A 24,931-nucleotide genomic window follows, 5' to 3' on the forward strand; every position below is an offset into this window, starting at 1 on the left:
GATGAAGACGAGAAAGTTAATCACGATGTCTGCCATGGCTACAGTGCTTTTGCTGGGTGGGTGTAAGAAATTTTTAACTGAGAAACCTTTAGCTCAGGTAGCAATAGGTGATTTTTATAAAAACAGATACGATATGGAAGCCTCTCTGACAGGGGTGTACTCTGCGTTCCAGCAGGAAATGGTAGGTAAAGAGCAGTATACAGAAAAATACCTGTACTGGGGAGAATATCGCTCGGACAATTTCGACCGTTTCCTTGCCTATACCAAAGATTATGTAGATGAAATTGCCTTAAATGGCTTAACGCCAACCAATCAGTTTTCGGACTGGTCAGGCTTATATGCCGTGATCGGAAGGGCCAACAGTACCATCAAATTTATGCCTCAGGCAGCAGCCCTGGATGTGACGCTGACCCCCGCATTGGCAGATAGTTACCTGTCCCAGGCTTATGCCTTGCGTGCGGTAAGTTATTTTTACCTGGTTCGGGTCTGGGGAGATGCCCCGATCAGACTGGAGCCTTATGTTGACATTGCAGAACCTGCAGATTACCCAAGAGAATCAAAAGATAAGGTCATCTCTCAGGTGATCATTCCGGATCTTGAAAAAGCCTACAGCCTGGTGGTTAAAGGATCAAAACCAGTAGTCTATAATATGGGAGAAGCCGCAATCTGTGCAACCCTCGCTGATGTATACATGTGGAAGAAAGATTATCCGAATGCCATCAAATGGATCAAAAACCTGTTTGCTGCAAAAAACCCTTTAGGTACAGTTTATGCAGGATTGAGCGATGCCAACCTGCAGCCTTCTGCAAGCTGGAAAACTTTGTTTGCTGCGCCTGCAACCAGCAATGAATCCATCTGGAGCATCCATTGGGATTACCTGAAAAACGGATGTGCCTGTATGCAATCCTCATGGACCAGCAATAATAAACAGATCAGTATTGATGAAGGCATCTGGGCAACCTGGTTCCAGCCTCAGTCGCAGGCCACAAGATCTAGCGATATCAGGCCAAGACAAACTGCTGATGTATTTCTTGCTCAGCCGAAACCAAACAGAGACCGCTTCCTGAAATGGTACCCTACTGCAGCTAATCCAACAGCAACAGATATTTACCCTGCAAGCTATCGGGAGATGCCGGTATACCTGACCATGTACCGTCTGGGGGATATTTATCTCCTGTATGCGGAAGCCTTGAATGGCAGTGGCGATCTGGCAGGGGCATTGAAATACCTGAATTTTATCCGTAAACGGGCAGGAATACCGGAATATCTGGCTACCGACCCATTGGTTGCCAGTCAGACAGCAATGGAAGACGCCATTCTGAACGAAAGACAACTGGAGCTTTTTGGAGAAGGTAAAAGATGGTTTGACCTGGTACGTACCAACCACGTAAAACAAGTAATGGACCCAATCCTTAAAAGAAGACAACTCGCTGCAGGTAACCTCGAAGCTCCGGGTTTCCAGGATCCTGAAACGAAATCTTACTGGCCATTAAACAGAAATGTGCTGAATTCCAATCGCAAATTAGTTCAAAACCCTGGTTACACAGATTAAAATTAGCCTTATGAATACGATCAGATTAATCTTAAAAAGATATGCCTTCTTATTACTGCTGCCCTTATCAGGATGTACTTTATTCGATATGGAATTGCAGAAAAAATACGATTACGAACATAAAACCCTGGATCCGAACATCAATATCACGGCCAGACAGTTTTTAGAAAACCGCTCTTATGAATCGGCGGTAAATACAAAAGATACGGTCTTTAAATGGATGAGAAAGGGGTTGGATTATGCTGGAATCGACCTTGCTGCCTATGAAAAACAAGGCATGACCTTCATTTTTCTGCACAATGATGCCATCAGGGTTTACGATTCAAAAACCAAAAAAACATCTGCAGGTTTATGGGTAGACTTTCCCATTATCACAGGCCCGGTTAATCCTTCAACAGGATTGTTTCCCACCCGTATCGCCGAAAAATGGGAGGATTACCCTAAGGAAGATGTTAAAAACCTCTTTTTGTACCTGATGGTACAGGGTACCTATAACTTTAACAACATTCCGTTAAATAACATCACCGTACAAACCATGTTGCCTCCCGGAAGTATCGCCAGCCAAAGATCTATGCTTGGTTTTCTGAATAGCAAGACCGGATTTGATCAGGAAGGGAAAATGGAACTGAAAATCCTGAATAACGATGATCTGGCGCCAATCATGATCAATGACAAAACGTCCAACAGGTCTGGTGGTTATATCGCTACCAATTCTATCGTGCATGTTTACGGCAATACCATCTATCCTTTCAGAACACCGAAAACTCTATGAGAAAACTAATTTTAACCCTTTTTTGCTCGATCCTTTTCCTTAATTTACAAGCACAACAAACGCAGCGTTTAACCCAAAGCTGGGAATACCTTAAAGGTGACCTGGGTGGGATTTACGAAGCCATCAGGCCTGTGAAAGCAGGAAACCCGGAAAGCGTACCCTTATGGGAAAACGTAAATCTGCCGCATTCTTTCAATGCGACAGACGGGGTAGACCCAGACCTGAACTATTATCAGGGACCAGGATGGTACCGCACACAACTGACGATTAATAACCCTTATAAAAATGGCCGTACGCTCCTTCACTTTGAAGGAGCGGGCCAGAAAACCCAGGTGTATATCTATGATGTTAAAGTGGCGGAGCACATAGGGGGCTACGACGAATGGACCGCAGATATTACTGCTGCGGTAGAAACTTTTCGTAAAAACCCCTTGTTTCAAAAGCAATTTAAAGGGAAAATCCCTGTAGAAATCCGTTGCGACAATTCCCGTGACCTGGAAATGATTCCTTCAGACCTTTCCGATTTTAACATCTATGGTGGTTTATACCGTTACCTGAACCTGGTATATGCCCCTCAGGTTTCCGCAGAAAAAGTTTTCGCGAATGCAAGTGTGGATGTGAAAGGAGCATTGGGACAGTTAAAGATCGGTACCAGGTTGCTGAATCCTGATGGAATAGATACCGTGATGGTTAAGATCCTGGTTAAAGATCCTCAGGGAAAACTGATCAGCAGCTGGAACAAAGAACTAAAAGCATTTTATGGAACGAAAGACCTTTGGGAAACCACGGTAAAGAACCCAAAATTATGGTCTCCGGAAAATCCAAACCTCTATACGGTAGAAACGAGCATCATCGCCAATGGGGAAACGGCTGTACATAAAGAAAAAATAGGATTCAGAAACTTTGAATTTGTTAAAAAAGGGCCTTTTATGCTCAATGGCAAAAGGCTATTGCTGAGAGGAACCCACCGTCATGAAGACCATGCAGGGGTAGCTGCAGCGATGACAGAAGATCAGATCCGTGAAGAAATGGTGCTGATGAAAGAAATGGGGGTCAACTTTATCCGCCTCGGTCATTATCAGCAATCGAGAATTGTGCTGGAGCTTTGCGACAGCCTTGGGATTCTGGTGTGGGAAGAAATTCCATGGTGCAGAGGCGGTCTAGGCGGAGAATCTTATAAGAACCAGGCCCGTACCATGCTGACCAATATGGTGGAACAACATTATAACCACCCTTCCATCATCATTTGGGGAATGGGCAATGAAAACGACTGGCCGGGAGATTTCAGTGAGTTTGATCAGCATAAAATCAGAGAGTTCATGAAAGAACTGAACGACCTTTCTCATCGCCTGGATCCTTCCAGAAAAACAGCGATCAGAAGGTGCGACTTCTGTAAGGATATCGTAGATGTCTATTCTCCGTCTATCTGGGCAGGATGGTACCGTGGGATTTATACAGAATATAAAGAGGTTTCCAAAATGGAGTTCGACAAGGTGGATCATTTCCTTCATGTGGAATGGGGTGGCGACAGTCATGCTGGAAGGCATTCTGAAAATCCGGACAATGCCTTAAGTCAGGTGAAAACCGGCAAAGGCGCTGATGAAAGGGCAGGAGATGCTTCTTTATTTGGTGGCAGTGCCAGGGTTTCCAAAGATGGCGACTGGAGTGAAAGTTATGTGGTGAACCTGATCGACTGGCATTTAAAAGAACAGGAAACCATGCCCTGGTTAACCGGAGCTGCTTACTGGCCTTTTAAAGATTTCTCTACACCGGTACGTCCTGACAACCCGGTTCCATATATGAACCAGAAAGGGGTAGTGGAAAGGGATTTTACTAAAAAAGAAGCTTTTTATGTATTCCAGTCTTACTGGACAACCGCTCCAATGGTTCATATCTACGGGCATTCATGGCCGGTAAGGTGGGGAGCAGCAGATGAACCGAAAATGATTAAAGTATATGCCAACCTGGATGAGGTGGAACTCTTCCTGAACGGCAAAAGCCTGGGTAAAAAGAAACGTGATTCTCAGGATTTTCCTGCAGCAGGCTTAAGATGGATGGTGACCTTCAATGAAGGCAGCAACACGATCAAAGCCGTAGGAAAGAAAGATGGTAAAGTGTTTACTGACGAAATTACTCAGGAATACCAGACGGCAAAATGGGATAAGCCAGCTAAAATGATTTTAGAGAAGGTCTCTGAAAAAGATGGCGTTGCCCTGATCCGTGTAAAAATTCTGGATAAGAACAATATCTTGTGCCTGGATGCTCAGAATTATGTGACTTTCGGCCTGACCGGCGATGGCAAGCTCATCGATGATCTGGGAACAGCCCGCGGTTCACGCAAGGTGCAGACCGGAAATGGAAGAGCCGAAATCAGCATCAAACTGAACAATGGAAAGAGCGTAGCCAGCGTAAAAGCTGATGGACTCGCATCCGTATTTGTTGAACTTTAACGATTTGAAATGAAAATTACCCAGTGTTTGTTATTAGGAGCCGTATTTATCAGTGTAAATGCCGATGCACAAAGCAATGATCCCCTTAAGCTATGGTACGACCGTCCGGCCAAAGTATGGGAGGAAGCCCTCCCTTTAGGGAATGGTAAAACCGGAGCCATGGTTTATGGCCGTGTAGGCAGGGAACGCATTGCTTTAAATGACAATACTTTATGGTCGGGTTTTCCCGACGCTGGAAATAATCCCGCAGGGCCAACCGTGCTTCCGCAGGTAAGGAAAGCGATTGAGGAAGGACAGTATGATGAGGCAGCGGTACTCTGGAAGAAGATGCAGGGACCTTATTCGGCCAGGTATCTTCCTCTGGGAGAGCTGTTCCTTCAGTTTAACCATACGGATACAGTTCCGGAAAAGTATCAAAGAGACCTGAGCCTGCAGACCGCAGTATCTACCTTAAATTATACGATCAAAGGAGTCAGTTATAAAAGAGAAATCTTTACCAGCTTCCCGGGTAAAGCACTGGTGATGAGAATTACGGCAAACAAACCTGGTTCCATTAGCTTTGCAACAGGTCTGTTGAGTAAATTGAAGTTTCAAACGAATGTTTCCGGTGCAAATGCCTCAGGATCGAATGAGCTGATCCTGAAAGGAAAGGCGCCCAGTTTTGTGGCCAACAGGGATTATGAACCGAAACAGGTAACCTATGATGAAAAAGAAGGGATGACCTTTCAAATCCGCCTCAGGATCAAAAATGAAGGCGGTTCCCTTAGTGGAAGTGGAGATCAGCTGCTGGTTAAAAATGCCAATGCGGTAACGATCTATTTAACCGAAGCCACCAGTTTCAATGGTTTCGACAAATCCCCTGGCCTGGAGGGTAAAGATCCGGCCATAGAAAGTCTGGCCAATATGAACCAGGTCTTTCCCAAAAGCTATGAAAGCTTAAAAGCACAACACATCAGTGATTATCAGGCTTTATTTAACCGGGTTAAATTTGAACTTAATCCCAATCCGGCTGTCGAAAAGCAAACGACAGATGAACGTCTGAAGCAATATGCAAAGACTAAAAATGACCAGGGACTGCAGGCTTTATATTATCAGTTTGGCAGGTACCTGATGATTGCTTCCTCCCGTCCGGGATCAAGGCCTTCCAACCTGCAGGGCATCTGGAATGACCTGGTACAACCACCATGGGGAAGCAATTATACCACCAATATCAATACAGAAATGAATTACTGGCTGGCAGAAAATGCCAACCTCTCTGAATGTCATCAACCTTTGTTCGATTTCATGAAGGAACTGGCCGTAAATGGAGCAAAGACTGCAAAAGTCAATTACAACATTGATAAAGGCTGGGTGGCACACCACAATTCAGACCTTTGGGCCAAAACTTCCCCTCCGGGAGGTTACGATTGGGACCCTAAAGGAATGCCAAGATGGTCGGCATGGCCGATGAGCGGTGCCTGGTTCAGTACCCATTTATTCGAACATTATCAGTTTACAGGAGATAAAGCTTTTTTAAAACAAACCGCTTACCCACTCATGAAGGGGGCAGCCGAATTTATGCTGCAATGGTTAATCAGGGATGAGAAGACTGGTTACCTGGTAACCAGCCCCTCTACCTCACCTGAAAATACAGTTAAAATTCAGGGCAAAGAATACCAGCTTTCCAAAGCTTCAACGATGGACATGTCGATCCTCAGACAGTTGTTTACGGATTTAATCCGGACCACTGAGGTCTTAAATATTGATGCCGCATTCAGAACAGAACTGACCGCTGCACGCGAAAAATTATACCCTTTCCATATCGGGCAGTATGGTCAGGTACAGGAATGGTTCCAGGATTGGGATGATCCCAAAGATAAACACCGCCATATTTCCCACCTGTTCAGCCTGTTTCCAGGCAACCAGATTTCTGTTGATGGTACTCCCGAACTGGCCAGTGCTGCAAGAAACAGTTTGATTTTCAGGGGTGATGTGAGTACAGGCTGGTCTATGGCCTGGAAAATCAATTGGTGGGCAAGGTTACAGGACGGCAATCATGCCTATAAAATTCTGGAAGATGCTTTTACTTACATCGACCCAACCTTAACGAAAGCACAAATGAGCGGGGGTGGAACCTATCCGAACTTATTTGATGCACATCCGCCATTTCAGATTGATGGCAATTTTGGCGCTACTGCCGGAATCACGGAAATGCTGCTGCAAAGTCAGGATGGCAGGATCAGTTTATTACCTGCATTACCGGAAGTATGGCAGAAAGGCCGTATTCAGGGTATCAAAGCCAGGGGGAATTTTACGGTAGACATCAACTGGAAAAAGGGAAAGCTCCTTTCCGCAGGGATAAAATCAGAAATAGGAGGGAATTGCAGGTTGAGCACTTTGCAGCCTGTTAAAGTGCTTGATTCTAAAGGAAAAGTACTTGCTGCAAGCGGAAATGAAGCTAAAGGAGAAAACAGCAACCTGCTGACACAGAAAGCCTACCTGCCGCCTTATCAGAACAATTCAAAAGTACGCCTGGAAAAACCGGACATCGGACATGGATATGTGCTCGATTTCAAGACAGAAAAAGGAAAAACATATCAAATCATAGCCCTGTAAACCTCATGTATAGAAGAATATTTAACCTCAGATATAGAAGAACATTTATTTGCATTGCCCTTTTATTGACTGGCCTTGGGAAGGCACAGGCGCAGGATATTAAATGGGAGCAGGTGGCCCCTGGGATCTGGAAAGGAAGCGTAGGGAAACCTGAAAGTTATAACCTGCTGACGGCCTCTGGAGCAAATCCGGCAATGGAAGGTTTAAAACGGATGGGAGATGCAGGTTTTCCACTCCTTAAGGAGGATATTGTTGCAAAACAGAATGATGGAAAAACCTATCTCCGTTTTCCTTTAAGCAAAAAGGAACAGCTTTATGGCTTCGGACTGAACTTTCAGACGGTTCATCAGAGAGGGAAGATCCTGGAATTACATGTAGACCATTATGGAGGCAAAGACAATGGACGGACCCATGCCCCGACTCCTTTTTATGTGTCGTCGGATGGTTATGGGGTGTTCATTAATTCTGCACGTTATTTAAAAGTATATGCCGGTTCTGCAGTAAGACTGGACAGCAAAGATGCTCCGGTAGCCAAAGACAGAAATACAGATAAAACCTGGTCTTCCCGTCCTTATTCGGACGCGGTAGAGATTCTTGTTCCTGCAGAAGGCGTAGAGTTCTACATTTTTGCCGGCCCTAAACCCCTGGATGCGGTAAGCCGGTACAACCTGTTTAATGGTGGCGGTCCTTTGCCTCCTCGCTGGGGACTGGGTTTTACGCAAAGGGTTAAAACCCTGTATACCTCTGCCGAAGTTGAAAATGAAGCCAAAGCTTTTGCGGATAAAGGTTTCCCGCTGGACTATATCGGTCTGGAGCCAGGCTGGCAGAGTAAAGCGTATCCCTGTACTTTTGAATGGGACAACAGCCGCTATCCTGATCCTGCAGGTTTTGTTAAAAACATGCTCAGCAAAGGCATCAGGCTGAATTTATGGACCAATCCATATGTTTCCCCTGCTGCATCCATCTATAAAGAAATTAAGCCCTACACTGCCGATCATACCGTATGGCTGGGCGCAGTGCCTGATCTGACGATGCCTGAAGCCAGGAATATCCTGTTCGGGCAATTAAAGAAAGGCCAGGTAGATCTGGGGGTAAGCGGATACAAATTTGATGAAGTGGATGGTTATGACCATTATTTATGGCCGGATGTGACTACTTTCCCTTCCGGAAAAAGCGCCGAACAATTACGTCAGACCTATGGCCTGTTGATTCAACGTTACAGTGCCGAGCTTTTTCATCAGCGGAACCAACGTACTTATGGACTGGTCCGTGCTTCCAATGGAGGTGGTACCGCATTGCCTTATGTGATCTACAATGACTATTACAATCATGAGGACTTTATTACCGCATTGATCAACAGCAGTTTTTCGGGCGTACTCTGGACACCGGAAGCCAGGGCTTCGAAAACGGGAGAAGAATGGTTGCGCAGGATGCAGTCGGTGGTATTCTCGCCAATGGCGATGATCAATGCCTGGTCCAGCGGCACAAAACCATGGTCTTATCCTGAAGTAGAGCAACAAGTGAAAGATATGGCGCTGTTGCGCATGCAGATGATGCCATACTGGTACAGCGAGTTTGCCAAATACCATTTTCAGGGCATTCCGCCATTCCGGGCGATGAACCTGGAAGAGGGCTTCTTATCAGAAGTTCAAAAGGAAGTGAAAAGCACTAATCTGGAAGATAATCCTTATGTAGAGGCTGTTAGCAAGGAAGTTAAGGATCAGTATATGGCTGGGGAATACCTGTTGGTTGCCCCTGTGTTTGCCGGAAAAACCAGCCGGACGGTGATTCTGCCAAGAGGTAAATGGTTTGATTTTTATACGGGCAAATTTGCCGGCGATGGAGAAATCATCACCGTAAGCCCCGGACTGGACAGGATTCCGGTATATGTGAAGGATGGAGGAATCATTCCGATGGGACCTGCCTTAATGCATGCGCCAAAACCCACTGATAAAATCGACCTGGAAATCAGGTACTATGGTAGTAAACCCGGTAAATATCAGCTCTATGATGATGATGGGGAGACTTTTAACTATGAAAAAGGAGATTTCAGTTTTAGAGAGATCAGCATCAGCAAAGATCAGAAGGGCACATTAAAGACTTCCATTTCCAAAGCGGAAAAGGGAAAACCGAACAGCCTGAATAAAATCATTTTTAAAGCAATGACCAATGATTAAGCAAATGAAAAGATTAAGCTTTGTTGTTTTTACTTTATTGTTATCGCTCTCTGCTTTTGCTCAGCTGTCAGGCGCTGCTTCTTCTTCGCGTTCGGCTGCTTCTCAAAGAAACAATGAGGTCATGCTGACTTTGAAAAAAACAGTGTTGGAACAGGCAGCATGGGCGATGAAGCAAAAACCGGTAACCGTTACTGCGGCCAGTTCAGCAAGGTCTGCCGGAGGAGTACATGACTTTTACTCTGAAGGAGATTATTGGTGGCCTGATCCGGCAAATCCGGATGGTCCTTATATTCAGAAGGATGGGATGACCAATCCGGAGAATTTTGTAGCGCACAGACTGGCCATGATCCGCTTCAGCAAAATCATAGGTGCGCTGGCTTCTGCCTACAAAATCACCGGAGATAAAAAATACGCAAAACAGGCCATGGTGCATTTACAAGCCTGGTTTATCAACGAAGGAAGCCGGATGAACCCTGGTTTGACCTTTGCACAAGCCATCAAAGGCCGGTTTACCGGAAGAGGAATCGGCATTATTGATACGATCCAGCTGCTGGAAGTTTCGCAGGGGATCCTGGTATTGGAAAACGCATTAACGCCTGAAGTACTCAAGGGTACAAAGAAATGGTTCGGGGATTACCTGAACTGGCTCATGAGCCATCCTTACGGTAAAGACGAAATGAATGCACAAAACAACCATGGAACCTGCTTTGTCATGCAGGTGGCTGCTTTTGCAAAACTAACAGGGGATGAGCAATTGATGAATTTTTGCAGAGAACGCTATAAAACAGTGTTGTTGCCCAATCAAATGGCAATCGATGGCAGTTTTCCAAGAGAACTGAGCCGTACCAAACCTTATGGTTATTCGATCTTCAACCTGGATGCCATGACTACCCTTTGTCAGATTCTTTCTACTCCTGAGGACAACCTCTGGAAGTATGAAACTGCAGATGGAAAGTCGATCCAAAAAGGAATCAGCTATCTGTATCCTTATTTAAAGGATAAAAGCAAATGGCCTTTAAAGCCGGATGTGATGCATTGGGAAAACTGGCCTGTGGCACAGCCTGCATTGCTGTTCGGTGCCGGGGAATTCCAACAGAAAGACTGGCTGCAGACCTGGAAAAAGCTGGATCATGACCCTCAGGTGGAGGAAGTGATCCGTAACCTGCCGGTAAGGAACCCGCTGATCTGGATGAATTAACTTGATATAAACTAATTGATATAAACACGGAAACAGATATGAAGCTCAGGATGAACCGTAAGTCGGCCTTTTTATTCTTCTCCCTTTCTTTGATTGCAGGATCCGGTTATACTCAGGTGGCAGGCGATGAGGATAAGGAGATGTTTAATCAGGCAAGACAACGTGATGAGAAAGCCATAGATGCGGCAAAAGATGGTTGGTGGACAGCATCAATGAAAAACCATGAACAGCGGATTCAATGGTGGAGGGATGCCAAATTTGGTATGTTCGTGCACTGGGGCCTGTATTCCAAGCCTGAAGGGGAGTGGAAAGGTAAAGTGGTAAACGGTTATGCTGAACACCTGATGAGGAAGGAAAAGATCAGCAGAGCCGCATATCTGGAGCTTGCCCATGAGTTCAATCCGGAAAAATTTAATGCGGAAGAATGGATTCTGAATGCTAAAAAAGCAGGGATGCAGTATTTCATCGTTACCGCAAAACACCATGATGGCTTTGCGTTATTTGATTCGAAGGTGTCGGATTTTGACATCGTTGACCAGACTCCCTTTAAGCGTGATGCGATGGCAGAACTTGCTGCTGCAGCAAAGAAACATGGGATGAGGTTTGGGTTTTACTATTCCCACGCCTTTGACTGGGAGCATCCTGATGCACCCGGAAACGACTGGGAATACCAAAATCCGGGAGGAGACAAGCTCCTTGGCGGAGCCAATTGGTTTGACAGTCATCCGGAATGGCTTCCTAAAGCAGTCAGGTATGTAGACCAGAAGGCCATTCCACAGATTAAGGAACTGATCAATAAATACCATCCGGACATCCTTTGGTTTGATACCCCTCATAAATTGCCACTTTCGGAGAACCTGCGCATCCTTCAGGCCATCCGGGAAACAGATCCGGATATTGTAGTAAACGGACGTCTGGCAAGAAGTGCTGCGGTAAATTTTGGCGATTACCTGAATACCGGAGATCGCCCTGCGGAGTTAAGAACTGTGGATGGGGATTGGGAAGCCATCCCGACAACGAACGAATCTTATGGTTATTCGAAACACGACAACAGTCATAAGCCGGCCAAATTCTTTATCCGTCTATTGGCCAATGCGGCTTCCAGGGGAGGGAATATTTTATTGAACATCGGTCCCAAAGGGGATGGTAGTTTCGATGGGAAAGACAGCCGGATTCTGGACAGCATAGGGGCCTGGGTAAAGGTCAATTCTGCTGCTGTGTTTGGAACGGAACGTTCTTCCTTACCGATTCCCGCCTGGGGAGTAACGACTCAGAAAGCGCAACGGGTTTACCTGCATGTCTTTGACTGGCCAACAGATGGTGTTTTATTATTGTCTGGCTTAAAAACGGAAGTTTCATCAGCTTATCTGCTTGCTGATCAATCTAAAAATAAACTTGAGGTAAAGCGTTTGAGTAGTTCAGATCTGCGCATCACTGTTCCGGGGCAGGCCCCGGACGGATCGGATGCCGTGCTGGTTCTGGAGCTGAAAACGCCTCTGAAAACTTCCCGGAATGCAGAAGGTGTTCGTGCCATTTCTGATAAAAATGTAAATAGGTTACTGGCTTTTGATGCCAGTTTACATGGCAAAGACTTTGGCTTTGGAGATGGAAAAACCGACCGTTATTTTGTGGATAAATGGAAAACAGCGAGTCAGTTTTTTTCCTGGGACATCAGGTCTCTGGCCTCCTCAAAATACAAGATCATAGTCAAATACCTTACACCTTCCGGTGCCGGCGGAACTTACCAGCTGCAGGTTGCCGGTTTCAAAAAAGAACTTCCGGTATTGCCGCTTACCAACGGGGTACAGACTCAGGAAGCTGGAATCGTCGATCTAAAGAAAGGAGAGACACAACTAAAAATCAGCCCAGTTCAGATTTCCGGAACGGAGCTGATGAAACTATTGGAAATTCAATTGATCCCTGTTAACTAAAAAATTCAGCTCAACTATAATTAAACTACCAGCTCAACTATATAAAACTAAGAACCTACGACAATGAAAAGATACTTTTTTACCGTACTAGCCCTCTCATTATTGCATACCAGCTCTTTCGCACAGAAATTAAACGTTAAAAAAGCTTTTGACAAAGCTGCCCGGCAAACGGAAGTGATGTTGGGGGAGATTGAAAAAGTAAAACACAGCTCGGGAAAGAGCGCTTTGGTTTCTCCCAGAACCATAGAACATGGAAAATTGAAACTGGTGGCCTCAAAAGACTGGACCAGTGGCTTTTTTCCTGGGGTATTGTGGTTCCTTTATGAATATACGCATCAGCAGAACTGGAAAAAGGAAGCCCAGAAATTCTCTGCTGATATTGAAAAAGAAAAACTAAACGGAGGCACCCATGATATGGGCTTCAAAGTATTTTGCAGCATAGGAACTGGTTTCCGTCTCACCAATGATCCGCATTATAAGGAAGTCATCCTGCAGTCGGCAAAAACACTGTCTACCCGTTTTAATCCCAAAACAGGTGTGATCCTTTCCTGGGACCATAGCCGGGACAAATGGGTAAACCCGGTGATCATCGACAACATGATGAATCTGGAACTACTTTTCGAGGCGACAAGGTTAAGTGGCGACTCTTCTTTTTATAAAATTGCCGTAAGTCATGCGAACACCACCATGAAGAACCATTTCCGTCCGGATTACAGCTCTTATCACGTAATTGATTATGACCCTGCCACCGGAGCAGTACTGAAAAAAAATACCCACCAGGGCTATAGCCATGAGTCGGCATGGTCAAGGGGACAGGGCTGGGCACTTTATGGATATACTTTGTGCTATCGTTATACCAAAGATCCGGTGTACCTGAAACAGGCAGAAAATATTGCTGCTTTTATCCTGAACCACCCGAATATGCCAAAAGACCTGATTCCATACTGGGACTTTAACGCGCCAAACATTCCTAAGGAACCAAGAGATGTATCCGCAGGTGCGGTAATCGCTTCAGCGCTCTATGAACTAAGCGGTTATAGTGACCAAAAGAAACTATACAAAGAAAAAGCAGCGGTCATGATGCAAAGTATGGCCAATATCTATACCGCAAGGGTAGGGGAGAACAAAGGATTTATCCTGACCAGTAGTACAGGTTCAAAACCGTCTGATACAGAGGTGAATGAGCCGCTTTCCTATGCGGATTATTACTATCTGGAAGCCTTGTTAAGGGCAGATCAGCTGAAATAGACAAGCCTCCCTGTTCAAGGGGGACTGCAGAAGTCAATGGGGTATGAAGAACCTTTTTTAATCAACACGAATCAACCAAATATTAATTATATACCTAAAAATTATGAAAACAAAACATGTAATGATTGCTGTATTAATGAGTGGGGGCCTATTGTTGTCGAGTTGTGAAAAAGAAAAAGAACCAGATGCCCTAGCTGCGAACAAAGAGCTGGCCACTGCCTCCGGGGGAAGCCAGATCATGTCTGTCCTCTTTAACGGGGATGCGAGTAATGGCACCTCAAATGTCTGGAAAACCACTAATATTGAAGGGACAGGGGCGGTAACCACTGTAAATGATGAAACAGGGACCCTGGTCTGGAAATTTTTAAAACCATCAGGGAGCCATAGAACCGAATGCCGTGGGGCAAAAAACTATAGTGCTCAGGAAGGCGATGAAATCTATATCGGCTGGACGAGCAAGATCTATATGCCAACCGACCTGAAAACAGATGCCCTTTTCCAATGGAAATCGTATCCTACGGATGGGTCAGATCAAAATCATCCGTTTATGGTCCGTACCAAAAACGGAAAACTGGAACTTCAGCATTTTGACATTAATCATGTAGCTTCTGTTCCCTGGTCTACTACGCTTTCAACCAGCACCTGGCTTAAGTTTGTGATCCGCATGAAAGTATCCAGAGATAAAACTGTAGGATTTATTGAATTCTGGTACAATGGAGTGAAACAAACACTCTCCAATGGCAGTGACCGCTTATATTGCAGAACCCTGGATACGGTACCGGAATGCGATCCTAAATGGGGCGTTTATGGTGGCGATACTGCGCAGGTGACCCATTTCGTGAAGAAAATCAGAATCGGGACTACCTATGCTGACGCTGCTCAGTAAATAGTCTGTAAGGGTTAAAATTGCTGAACCATAAGCCAATTGAGCAGAGTGCCGTTCCATAAATAGATATTAAATTAGAAAAGTATAACCAAATGATTAATCACATGATGCGTAAAATATCACTATCCCTGCTTCTGGCACTCTCTTTCTTTACTCAATTGACTTATGGTCAGCAACCTTCCAAAGATGAGCGCATGGCCTGGTGGCGTGAGGCAAAATTTGGCATGTTCATCCATTGGGGTGTCTATGCACAATTTGCCGGAGTGTACCGGGGAGAAGAGCAACGCCGTGGCGGAGCCGAATGGATCATGAACAGGTCCAAAATTCCCGTTGCGGAGTATCAGGAAATGGCAAAAAGCTTTAACCCTACAAAATATGATGCTGATGCCTGGGTAAAAATGGCAAAAGATGCAGGAATGAAATACCTGGTCATCACAGCAAAACACCATGATGGCTTTGCTTTATTCAACTCAAAAGCAAGTAAATGGGACATTACTGATGCCACCCCTTATGGCAAAGATTTGCTAAAACCCCTGGCTGTAGCCTGTAAAAAATATGGGCTAAAGCTGGGGTTTTATTACTCACAGGCACAGGATTGGAACAATCCGGGTGGTGCAGCAGCACGAAAAGTGATGAGTGAGGGGTGGGCAAATCCGGATTCTGTAAAGGTGGACGCCTATACACTTGCCAATAAAGGCCATTGGGACCCTGCACAACAAACAAAAACCTTTGATCAGTACATCGATGAAGTTGCCGTTCCTCAGGTAAAAGAGCTGATGACCAATTATGGCGATATCGCTGTGCTTTGGTGGGATACCCCGACAAATATGACAGACGATGCCGCTGTAAAGCTTCAGAATGCCTTAAAAACACAACCTTATATCATCACCAATGACCGTCTGAAAAGACCTAACTTCCCTGGTGATACCAAAACTCCGGAGCAGAAGATCCCAAATCAGTCGGAACTGGATGGAATGGACTGGGAAACCTGTATGACCATGAACGGAACCTGGGGATTCAGGACTTCGGATCACAAATGGAAATCGAGTGAAACCCTGATCCGCAACCTGTCTGATATTGCCTCCAAAGGTGGAAATTACCTGTTGAATGTTGGCCCTAAGCCGGATGGCACCTTTCCTGAAGAGAGTGTAAAGAGATTAAGCGACATCGGAAAATGGATGAAAGTTAACAGCGAATCGATCTATGGCACCAAGGCCAGTCCGCTGTTGCCTTTGGATTGGGGAAGATGTACGAAAAAAGAAACTAAAAAGGGTACTATCCTGTATTTCTCGGTGTTCAACTGGCCTTCAAACGGGCAGCTGATTATTCCGGGGGTTAAAAACAAAGTGCTTTCTGCGAAGCTCCTGGCAGGAAATGTAAAGGTTAAAGCCGATACTAAAGGGGCTGATCTGTTGCTGACTTTACCTGCTCAGGCACCTGATGCGGTAGCAAGTGTGATCAAGGTCGAATTTGAAGGCGAGATCGCCAGTCAGCATGGAAATCAGCCAAAGAGAGAAATGAAAACAGGGGCATTAGATTAAACCAGATCAATCATGAAAGGATCATGATCATACCGATCACATAACGATTGATATCAGGATCATGATCGCTTCATAACCGATAAAAAACAATTATATTCTGATGAAAAAAATAAAGTGTTTAGGGCTGGTATGGTTACTGGCCAGCGGTTTAACGGGCTTTGCCAAGGATTACCCGGTCAGTTCTGCAAAAGAACTTTCGGCCCTCAGTTTAAAACCCGGCGACCGGGTCCTGATGAAAGCAGGCGAATGGAAGGATCAGCAATTAAAATTTAAGGGCAATGGTGTGAAAGGTCGCCCGATTGTTTTGATGGCGGCAAATGCAGGGAAAACCGTCTTAAACGGAAACTCTACATTGGATATAGATGGTTCATGGTTAGTCGTGGACGGACTTTCTTTTGCCAATGGACGTTTGGACTCCGGAGAGGTGGTTAATTTCTCTGAAAAGTCTTTCTCCTGCCGGCTTACCAATACCTCCGTTATTGATTACAACAGCAGTGATGATAAAGTGGATTATACCTGGGTTTCTCTGAGAGGAACCCATAACCGGGTAGACCATTGTCTGCTGAAAGGGAAAAACCATCAGGGAGTAACCATGGTGGTCTGGCTTTCCGAAAAACCGAATTACCACCAGATCGACCACAACTATTTCGGGCCGCGTCCGGAGTTGGGAAGGAATGGCGGAGAGACGATCCGAATCGGAACGAGCACCTGGTCTTTTCATGATTCTTTCACCCTGGTAGAGGAGAATATCTTTGAACATTGTGACGGGGAAATCGAAGCCGTCTCTGTAAAATCGGGAAGAAATATTGTGCGCAATAACCTCTTTTATGAGTGCAAAGCGACCCTCACTTTGAGGCATGGAAACCACTCGGAAGTCATAGGAAATTACTTCATCGGGAATGGGAAACCAGGCACCGGAGGTGTCCGGATTATCGGGGAAGATCACAACGTCCGGGATAACTATTTTCAGGACCTGACGGGGACCGGAAACAGTGCTGCAATCTCTGTGATGGCAGGCTTGCCGAACCCCATTTTGGTGAGCCACTGGCAGGTGAAAAATGCCCGGATTACAGACAACCTGATCCTCAATTGTAAGGAGCCTTTTGCCATTGCAGCGGGCTATAGAAAGGACCGGTATCTGCCTGCTTTGAACACCTATTTTGCAAAGAATATCATCCTGAGTAATGTGAGTCCTTTGAAGGTGTATGATGAAAAAGTAGTGGTGAATTTTGAAGACAACCTGATCTTCAGTACTGCCTTTTCCGGTGAGAAGGGTAGGGGATTTGAGCTCAGAAATGAGCAACTGAAAAAGGGCAGTTCGGGCCTTTTTTTAAGACCAGGACAAGCTGATTTTAAACCTTTCTGGGAATCAGAGCAGATTGGGCCAGGCTGGTTTTTAGATATAAATAAAAAGTTTACTATAAATTAGTATTTGCTTTGGTAATTAGTTTGTTATGTTTTTGATAAAATAGCGTATTACCAGAGGTTATGACTAGTTTGACCTGATATCCTACATAAAACCACATGAATAAAGCAATTTTTGCCCTTCCGTTTTTGTTCATGGCCCTGCCCATGAAAGCACAAAAAGTAACACCCCTTTGGGTTGATTTTGTGAAGGCAAAACAAGAGGGGAGGACTCCTGTCCTTCCGGATTTTTCTTATGCCGGTTACCGCTGGTCTGAAACAAATCTACCTTCGCTGGAAGGTAAAAAGGTGTTCAGAGTAGACGACTACGGAGGGATTCCAAATGATGAAAAATATGATGATGAAGCCATTCAGAAAACGGTCAATGCAGCAGAAGCAAATCCCGGTGGAGGCATCGTTTTTTTCTCCCCCGGAAAGTACCTGATCGCTCCCGATGGAGATGCTCAGAAACAGGTCCGGATTTCCAAAAGCGGAATCGTTTTAAAAGGGAGTGGAAGTGCTGCGGGAGGGACCGAAATTTACCAGGCAAACATGCGGATCCATGGCCGTCAGTTTCTCTTTAAACCTGCCGCTGAAGAGGCGAAAAAAATAACCACAATTGTGGAAGATGCAGGAAGGGAAACTTTCTCGGTTGTGCTGAAAGATGCAAGTCAGCTGAAGGCCGGAGAGGATGTCGTGATCCGCCACAGAAGTGAAGAATTTACGAAGCTGTATTTTGCTCCGCTGGACCTGAAGCCGCAATGGTCAAGGTTGTTCGGAACTGATGGCGGAATGCAGATTTACGAGATCCATACCATCGAAAAAATCAATGGAAATAAGGTGACTTTTAAGAACCCGCTGCACCTGGATATTAAAATGGTGAAGACAGCAAGCTGGACACTGGAGCGTTATGTGTCCATCTCCGAATGTGGGATTGAGGACCTTCTTTTCTCCAGTAACTGGAAAAATTACCCTGAAGAGTTCATTCACCACAAGAATGAAATTCATGATTATGCATATGAGGCCGTTGGAATGGAGTACCTCAAGAACAGCTGGATCAGGAATTGTGAGTTTCATGACCTGAATGAAGGTGTTTTTATCCGTTCCGGGTACCAAATGACCATCGAAAACACTCATTTCAGAGGAAAGAAAGGCCATGCCTCTGTACATGCCCGGACAGGCTACGGGGTGCTGATTAAGAATTGCTCCTTCAATGGGGCACAACATCATGGTGCCGGAACGGGTTATAGTGCTGTCGGGACAGTCATCACCCACTGTTCTTTGGGAACAGATCAGAATTTTGACATCCACTCCGGACAACCTTATGCGACCCTGTATGATGATATTGAGGGTGGGGTTTTTTATAATCTTGGTGGGCCGGAACCCGGCCATCCGCACCATGGTAAGCAATTGGTGCTCTGGAATTTTCAGCATAAATCAGCCAAAGACCAGCATTATAATTTCTGGGATATGAGCAAAAGAAGGAACTATACGATTGCTTCACCAATGATGGCAGGCTTTACTTCCGACAGATTGGTTACCTTTGAAAATGCAGGGATCAATGAGTCGCAGGGAGCAGCAGTTCTTCCCCGTTCTTTGTTCGATGCGCAGCTTCAATGGAGGCTAAAAGGAACAGATATAGTAAAAGCAAGGTAGGGTATAACAGAAGAAAAAAACAAATGTATACTAATGAAAATATGGTTTAAGTGTTTCTTGATATGGGCTTTGCTTTTTTCTGGGAATCAGATTTATGCTCAATCAAAATTCAGGATCGCCTGTGTTGGAAACAGCATCACCTATGGCTCGGGACTGAAGGACCGCTTAACGGAGTCTTACCCGGCCCGCTTACAGGCATTACTTGGGCCTGGATATGAGGTTCTGAATTATGGGGTGAGCGGGGCAACGATGCTGAAAAAAGGAAATAAACCTTACTGGAAAACCCCCGAATATCAGCAGGTGATGCGCTCCGCTCCTGACCTGGTTTTTATCAAACTTGGCACCAACGACAGCAAGCAAATCAACCGGGCAGAGATGCCGGGATTTGAAGCCGATTACAAAGAAATGATCCGGAACTTTAAAGGATTAAGCAGTAAACCCAGGGTGGTTTTGTTGCTTCCAATCAAAGCTTTTTCGGACGAGAAATATGGAATCTCCGGAAGTTATCTTAAAAACAGCATGATCCCGCTGATTCAAAAAATCGCCTATGAAGAAGCGTTGGAGATCTTAGATCTGTATTCCCTGTTCGCTGATAAAGAAGCGTTACTGGCCGATAAAATCCATCCAAACGCAGTTGGAGATAACTTCATTGCACTTCGCCTGGAATCTTTTATCAAACAACAGATAAAGCCTTTAAAGTCCCTTTCCGACAAGATTAAAGGCCCGGTTCAAAAGGATTCTTTTTATGGGTATGAGTCCCTTAAATTTTCATTTCAGGGACATGAAGCCAGAATTGTACAACCCAAAAAAGTAGCTAAAGGAACACCATGGATCTGGAGGGCAAGGTTTTGGGGGCATGAGCCGCAAACGGATATTGCCCTGTTGGAAAGAGGTTTTTATTTGGTATATTGTGATGTCGCAGAGCTATTTGGCAATGCCGAATCTATTCGGGTCTGGGATGCTTTTTATGCTTCATTGCAAAAGATGGGCTTTGCTAAAAAGGCAGTATTGGAGGGAATGAGCAGGGGTGGCGTGTATGTCTATAACTGGGCTGCGGCCAATCCGGAAAAAGTAGCCTGTGTGTATGCCGATAATCCGGTACTGGACCTTAAAAGCTGGCCCGGAGGAAAGGGACAGGGGCCTGGAAATAAAGAAAGCTGGGCGACTTTCCTGAAAGATTATGGTTATCAGGCGGATGCGGATGCAATGGCCTTTAAAGGCAGCCCTATGGATAAAATTGAAGCGATTGTAAAAGGGAAGTATCCGATGCTTCATGTTTGCGGAGATATAGATGAGGTGGTTCCGATGGCTGAAAACAGCCTTCCCTTTGCCGAAAAGATCAAACTGGCTGGCGGAGATATTCAAATCATTCATAAACCGGAAGGAAAACATCATCCTCATAGCCTTCCCAATCCTCAACCCATTGTCGACTTTATCCTAAAAGCGACGGGACAATAAAATCAGATTTGTTTAAGTTTAAGTTAACCATCCTTCGGGTCAGGTTCGGGTATAATTCGTACTGACTCCAGGGCTGGTTCTGGTTAAGTCCATACCAAGTCCAGCTTTTATCGCAAAAACGTGGACTTGACGTGGACTCACTGTGGACTTAAGGTGGACTCAGTACGGCGTCATATCGACCCGTATGCGGCCCTTACACGGCCTGGGTAATAAGAATATTCCTTGTGTTGTTGCTGCATGGAAAAAAAATATTTCCATTTTCCTCCGGAAGAATCCGGTTTTTTGGGTTAAATCAAGATGGTATTTAAAGATAATTATTTAATTTAAGTTTATAATAAGAAAAGCGCAGTTTTTATTTTGTCAGCTCGCGGGCTCTTAATTGTGCCTGAAATAAAGAAGGGGGTTGTAAGCCTTTTTGATCTTGTCCTTCCCATTCCCCATCCGGTCTGCCGTTTAGTCGCCCTGCAAGCTTTTTCCCTTGTACGCCGACCGCATAGTTTTTCCCTGATGCCCAGGGGTTTTGGATGGCAGCAGACTTTACTTTACAGTTCCATAGCACTTGCGTAACTCCTGCCCAGCCATGTCCGCTGCCCCAGTTTCCTCTGTCCTGAACATTGATTTCTCCATCCGTATCGATGTTATCGTATAAAGTGCCGCTGGCCCAACGGTGGTGGGGACCGATATCTGCATGGGTATTTCTGGATTTACATTGATAAAACACATTTGGTCCACAGGTTTTTGCGCCTGTGACGTAGTCGTGCCTGCCTTCTGTGGTTTCCAGGTTCATGAAAAGGTTCTGTTGGCCGTTATTATTGAACGAATACCTTTTTCCGCCTGTGATTATCGATTTGGCATCCAGACATTTAGAATCCTTTACGGTGATGTTTTTTGCGCCTCCATCCAGACTCACGCAGGCATAGCCAAAGAAACGGGAAGTCACGCCGCTTACCCATCCGTTTTCAATATGGTTGAAGTCTGCAGCAATCCAGCCATGGTCTTCGTCGGTATCGCTGGCGTATTCAGATTCGAACAGCATGTTTTCTATGCCTACTTCCTGAATCCTGCCTTTGTATTCGTACTTAAAGATACTACCGCCTCCATATTGCTGATCCATAGCCATTACAACCGGGTTGTCTATAAAGACAACCTTCCCCTGGACGCGTACCACTTCCCGTTCATAGCTGAGGTTGTAATCTGCCCCGGTCCATTGTTTGGTGCCTTCTCTGGCCACAATCTGATCCATCTGAAGGTCATGGATCCAGTTGTCTGTTCCCGGCCTGAAAAGAATGATCTTGTCGCCGGCTTTCAGGCCTTTGGTATTGCTCAGCTGGAAGGATTTTGCCCCTGTAGGAACATATTTATCCATGATCTGAACCCTTGTTCCTGGAATTTCCGTGATTTTTCCTTTGCCTTGTATTTTCAGAAGGGAGCGCAGGCCTTTTCCGGTGGCGATCAGCCTGGTTTCTCCTGTATTGCTTCCTGCACCTCTCAATACAATGCCACTGGTTTCGATGTTCAGTGTGCCTGCGATGGGATAATCTCCTTTGGTCAGCAAAATAGCACCTCTGTGTCCGTTTGCATCGGGAGCCAGGGCAGAAACTTCGTCTATGGCATCCTGGATCATCTTTCCTGCATCTCCATTTACAGGATGCAGGGTTTTAACTACTTTCAGCTGAGGAATCTCTTTAAATCCATGGTGGTAACCTACCGCGCTAAAATCAGGAATGGTATTGCCCTTTTCATCAGGATGATAGGTGATGCTTCCGTTTTTATTGATCTGAAGGAATCTGGAGGTCCAGCCTCCATTGTCGTTGATAAAGGAAAAAAGAAGGGCACTGACCGAAAGGATCAGCAGGGAGAAAATGGATTTGTATTTCATCAGAATTCGGATATTATCGGTTGTGGATGCAATACCGCGATAATATCCGAATTTTTTGTAACTGATATGAGCAGATTACTCCATCAGATTGGCATTTATATCTTCATTCTTTGAATGCGTACAGCGTTGAGGATCGCTACTAAAGCCACTCCTACATCGGCGATTACAGCCTCCCAAAGGGTAGCAACGCCTCCTGCACCCAGAACCAGAACGATCACTTTTACACCCATGGCAAGGATGATGTTTTGCCAGACCACACTTCTGGTCACTTTTCCGATTTTAATGGCAGAAACGATTTTTGAAGGCTGGTCATTCTGGATCACAATATCCGCTGTTTCTATTGTGGCATCACTTCCAAGGCCACCCATTGCAATTCCTGCATCCGCCAAAGCAACTACCGGTGCATCGTTCACTCCATCTCCAACAAAGGCGATTGCTCTTCCCTCTTTTTTGAGGTTCTCTACTTTTTCTACTTTGTTTTCCGGAAGGAGATCGCCAAAGGCGAAATCAATCCCCAGGAATGCCGCAACTTTAGCCACCACACTTTGTTTATCGCCACTGAGCATCACGGTTTTAATGTTTAACGCATGCAGGTCTGCAATGGCTTGTTTTGCATCTTCCTTGATCTCATCGGCAATGGTCACATATCCCGCAAACTGCTGGTTGACGGCCACCACTACCACTGAATCTACAATGGCATCTACTTCCTCAGGATAAGGGATATTGTATTTTTTAAGCAGTTTGGCATTCCCAGCCAGTACTTCCTTGCCACTGATCAGCCCTTTTAAGCCGTGTCCTGCGATTTCTTCTACTTCGCCGATACTATCGTGGTTCGGTTCTGTTTTAGCATACTGAGCGATCGCTGTAGCGATGGGGTGGGTAGATTTGCTTTCTATCGCTGCTACCAGTTGAATAAACTCCTCTTCGGCAATACCTGTGGTGACTACTTTTTGCACCTGGAACACCCCTTTGGTCAGTGTTCCGGTTTTGTCCATCACTACGGTATCAATTTTAGTCATCACATCCAGAAAGTTAGAACCTTTAAACAGGATTCCATTTCTGGAAGCAAGTCCGATTCCTCCGAAATAACCCAGTGGAATAGAAACCACGAGTGCACATGGACAGCTGATTACCAGGAAGACCAATCCACGGTAAAACCACTCCTGAAAACTGTAATTGGCCACTATGAAATAGGGAAGGGCCACTACCAGTACTGCAAGGAGGAATACGATGGGGGTATAAACCTTAGCGAAACGGGAGATGAACAACTGTGTCTGTGATTTTCTGGCGGTAGCATCTTGTACCATTTCCAGAATTTTGCTCAGCTTACTGTCTTTAAACAGTGATTTTACTTCTACCTGGGCCAGCTGGTTCAGGTTGATCATTCCAGCAAGGACCTGTTCTCCCTTTGCTTTGGAATCCGGTTTGGACTCTCCGGTTAATGCTGCGGTATTGAAGGTGGCTTTATCAGAGTATAACACCCCGTCTAAAGCTACTTTTTCTCCTGGTTTTACCTGAATCACCTCGCCAATCTGTACTTCTGCCGGCGCAACTGTACTTACTTTTCCTTCGCGGATCACATCGACACTTTCCGGTCTGATGTCCAGTAAGGCTTTAATGCTTCTTTTTGCCCTGTTTACAGCGGCATCCTGGAACCATTCCCCGATAGAATAAAAGACCATTACGGCCACACCTTCACTATAGGAACCGATGGCGAAGGCGCCAAGGGTGGCTACACTCATCAGGAAAAATTCATTAAAGAAATCCAGTCTCAGCGCTTTTCTGAAAGCCAGTTCCAATACGTTATATCCGGCAAGTAAATAAGCCGGGATAAATATGGCGAGTTGAATGGCATTATTGAAAGTGATGTCAAAGCCATATTCCAGGGTCAGCATCACCAGAACAATGGCAAGGGAGGTTAACAGTGGCCAGTGGTCTGTCCAGCTGGTAGTTTCACCGGAGCCATGGTTGTGCCCGTCATCGTCATCATGTTCTTCATGGGAATGGTCATGGCCCTCATGACCTTTATGATCATGGCCGGCATGGTTATGGTTTTTATGGTCATGTGCCTGACCATTATGTAAGTGAGTAGCCGGTTTGCTGTTTTCTTCAGTGGAGCAGCAGTCTTTGGGTTTCTTCATTTTTAGCATCGTCATAGATTTTGATACTACAAATGTACTTGCT

General features: G+C 45.3%; 15 protein-coding genes. 13 read left to right on the forward strand and 2 right to left on the reverse strand.

Annotation, left to right across the window (positions count from 1 at the left end):
• Position 1: 1 nt before the first annotated feature.
• The 13 genes from BUC20_RS24295 to BUC20_RS24355 all read left to right on the forward strand — a co-directional run bounded on the left by BUC20_RS24295 (position 2) and on the right by BUC20_RS24355 (position 20,868).
• A complete protein-coding gene (locus BUC20_RS24295) occupies positions 2–1,552 on the forward strand; it encodes a RagB/SusD family nutrient uptake outer membrane protein (RefSeq protein WP_073234222.1) in 1,551 nt (516 codons plus the stop codon).
• 10 nt (positions 1,553–1,562) lie between these two features.
• Positions 1,563–2,324: a hypothetical protein gene (locus BUC20_RS24300; RefSeq protein ID WP_073234225.1), complete on the forward strand. Its 762-nt coding sequence runs from the start codon at positions 1,563–1,565 to the stop codon at positions 2,322–2,324.
• Positions 2,321–4,774, forward strand: a complete 2,454-nt coding sequence (locus BUC20_RS24305) for a glycoside hydrolase family 2 TIM barrel-domain containing protein (protein WP_073234228.1) — start codon at positions 2,321–2,323, stop codon at positions 4,772–4,774. Before BUC20_RS24300 ends, BUC20_RS24305 begins: the two co-directional genes overlap by 4 nt.
• Before the next feature lie 9 nt (positions 4,775–4,783).
• A complete protein-coding gene (locus tag BUC20_RS24310; RefSeq protein ID WP_073234231.1) occupies positions 4,784–7,369 on the forward strand; it encodes a glycoside hydrolase family 95 protein in 2,586 nt (861 codons plus the stop codon).
• A gap of 5 nt (positions 7,370–7,374) precedes the next feature.
• A complete protein-coding gene (locus BUC20_RS24315) occupies positions 7,375–9,546 on the forward strand; it encodes a glycoside hydrolase family 31 protein (protein ID WP_073234233.1) in 2,172 nt (723 codons plus the stop codon).
• A gap of 4 nt (positions 9,547–9,550) precedes the next feature.
• Positions 9,551–10,744, forward strand: a complete 1,194-nt coding sequence (locus BUC20_RS24320; RefSeq protein WP_073235616.1) for an alginate lyase family protein — start codon at positions 9,551–9,553, stop codon at positions 10,742–10,744.
• A 38-nt stretch (positions 10,745–10,782) separates the two neighbouring features.
• Positions 10,783–12,675 (forward strand): alpha-L-fucosidase, encoded by a 1,893-nt coding sequence (locus BUC20_RS24325; RefSeq protein ID WP_084529251.1) that lies wholly within the window; start codon positions 10,783–10,785, stop codon positions 12,673–12,675.
• A gap of 63 nt (positions 12,676–12,738) precedes the next feature.
• Complete coding sequence (locus tag BUC20_RS24330) at positions 12,739–13,923, forward strand: glycoside hydrolase family 88 protein (RefSeq protein WP_073234236.1); 1,185 nt, start codon at positions 12,739–12,741, stop codon at positions 13,921–13,923.
• Between the two features lie 103 nt (positions 13,924–14,026).
• Positions 14,027–14,809: a heparin lyase I family protein gene (locus tag BUC20_RS24335; protein ID WP_073234239.1), complete on the forward strand. Its 783-nt coding sequence runs from the start codon at positions 14,027–14,029 to the stop codon at positions 14,807–14,809.
• 104 nt (positions 14,810–14,913) lie between these two features.
• Complete coding sequence (locus BUC20_RS24340; protein ID WP_143166903.1) at positions 14,914–16,350, forward strand: alpha-L-fucosidase; 1,437 nt, start codon at positions 14,914–14,916, stop codon at positions 16,348–16,350.
• Between the two features lie 100 nt (positions 16,351–16,450).
• Positions 16,451–17,779, forward strand: coding sequence for a polysaccharide lyase 6 family protein (locus BUC20_RS24345; RefSeq protein ID WP_073234244.1), 1,329 nt, complete (start codon positions 16,451–16,453; stop codon positions 17,777–17,779).
• Positions 17,780–17,874: 95 nt separating this feature from the next.
• Positions 17,875–19,410 (forward strand): DUF4955 domain-containing protein, encoded by a 1,536-nt coding sequence (locus BUC20_RS24350; RefSeq protein WP_073234247.1) that lies wholly within the window; start codon positions 17,875–17,877, stop codon positions 19,408–19,410.
• Positions 19,411–19,443: 33 nt separating this feature from the next.
• A complete protein-coding gene (locus BUC20_RS24355) occupies positions 19,444–20,868 on the forward strand; it encodes a GDSL-type esterase/lipase family protein (protein ID WP_073234249.1) in 1,425 nt (474 codons plus the stop codon).
• 352 nt (positions 20,869–21,220) lie between these two features.
• Here BUC20_RS24355 and BUC20_RS24360 read toward each other — a convergent pair whose 3' ends face one another.
• A complete protein-coding gene (locus BUC20_RS24360; RefSeq protein ID WP_073234251.1) occupies positions 21,221–22,747 on the reverse strand; it encodes a hypothetical protein in 1,527 nt (508 codons plus the stop codon).
• A gap of 95 nt (positions 22,748–22,842) precedes the next feature.
• Complete coding sequence (locus tag BUC20_RS24365; protein WP_073234254.1) at positions 22,843–24,888, reverse strand: heavy metal translocating P-type ATPase; 2,046 nt, start codon at positions 24,886–24,888, stop codon at positions 22,843–22,845.
• Positions 24,889–24,931: the final 43 nt, after the last annotated feature.

Origin of the sequence: Pedobacter caeni (assembly GCF_900129215.1) — a bacterium.
Classification (GTDB): domain Bacteria; phylum Bacteroidota; class Bacteroidia; order Sphingobacteriales; family Sphingobacteriaceae; genus Pedobacter; species Pedobacter caeni.

Bases quoted from the DNA above. Each gene is read 5' to 3' on its own strand.
- BUC20_RS24295 (WP_073234222.1), top strand. From the start codon at position 2: ATGAAGACGAGAAAGTTAATCACGATGTCTGCCATGGCTACAGTGCTT.
- BUC20_RS24300 (WP_073234225.1), top strand. From the start codon at position 1,563: ATGAATACGATCAGATTAATCTTAAAAAGATATGCCTTCTTATTACTG.
- BUC20_RS24305 (WP_073234228.1), top strand. From the start codon at position 2,321: ATGAGAAAACTAATTTTAACCCTTTTTTGCTCGATCCTTTTCCTTAAT.
- BUC20_RS24310 (WP_073234231.1), top strand. From the start codon at position 4,784: ATGAAAATTACCCAGTGTTTGTTATTAGGAGCCGTATTTATCAGTGTA.
- BUC20_RS24315 (WP_073234233.1), top strand. From the start codon at position 7,375: ATGTATAGAAGAATATTTAACCTCAGATATAGAAGAACATTTATTTGC.
- BUC20_RS24320 (WP_073235616.1), top strand. From the start codon at position 9,551: ATGAAAAGATTAAGCTTTGTTGTTTTTACTTTATTGTTATCGCTCTCT.
- BUC20_RS24325 (WP_084529251.1), top strand. From the start codon at position 10,783: ATGAAGCTCAGGATGAACCGTAAGTCGGCCTTTTTATTCTTCTCCCTT.
- BUC20_RS24330 (WP_073234236.1), top strand. From the start codon at position 12,739: ATGAAAAGATACTTTTTTACCGTACTAGCCCTCTCATTATTGCATACC.
- BUC20_RS24335 (WP_073234239.1), top strand. From the start codon at position 14,027: ATGAAAACAAAACATGTAATGATTGCTGTATTAATGAGTGGGGGCCTA.
- BUC20_RS24340 (WP_143166903.1), top strand. From the start codon at position 14,914: ATGATGCGTAAAATATCACTATCCCTGCTTCTGGCACTCTCTTTCTTT.
- BUC20_RS24345 (WP_073234244.1), top strand. From the start codon at position 16,451: ATGAAAAAAATAAAGTGTTTAGGGCTGGTATGGTTACTGGCCAGCGGT.
- BUC20_RS24350 (WP_073234247.1), top strand. From the start codon at position 17,875: ATGAATAAAGCAATTTTTGCCCTTCCGTTTTTGTTCATGGCCCTGCCC.
- BUC20_RS24355 (WP_073234249.1), top strand. From the start codon at position 19,444: ATGAAAATATGGTTTAAGTGTTTCTTGATATGGGCTTTGCTTTTTTCT.
- BUC20_RS24360 (WP_073234251.1), bottom strand. From the start codon at position 22,747: ATGAAATACAAATCCATTTTCTCCCTGCTGATCCTTTCGGTCAGTGCC.
- BUC20_RS24365 (WP_073234254.1), bottom strand. From the start codon at position 24,888: ATGAAGAAACCCAAAGACTGCTGCTCCACTGAAGAAAACAGCAAACCG.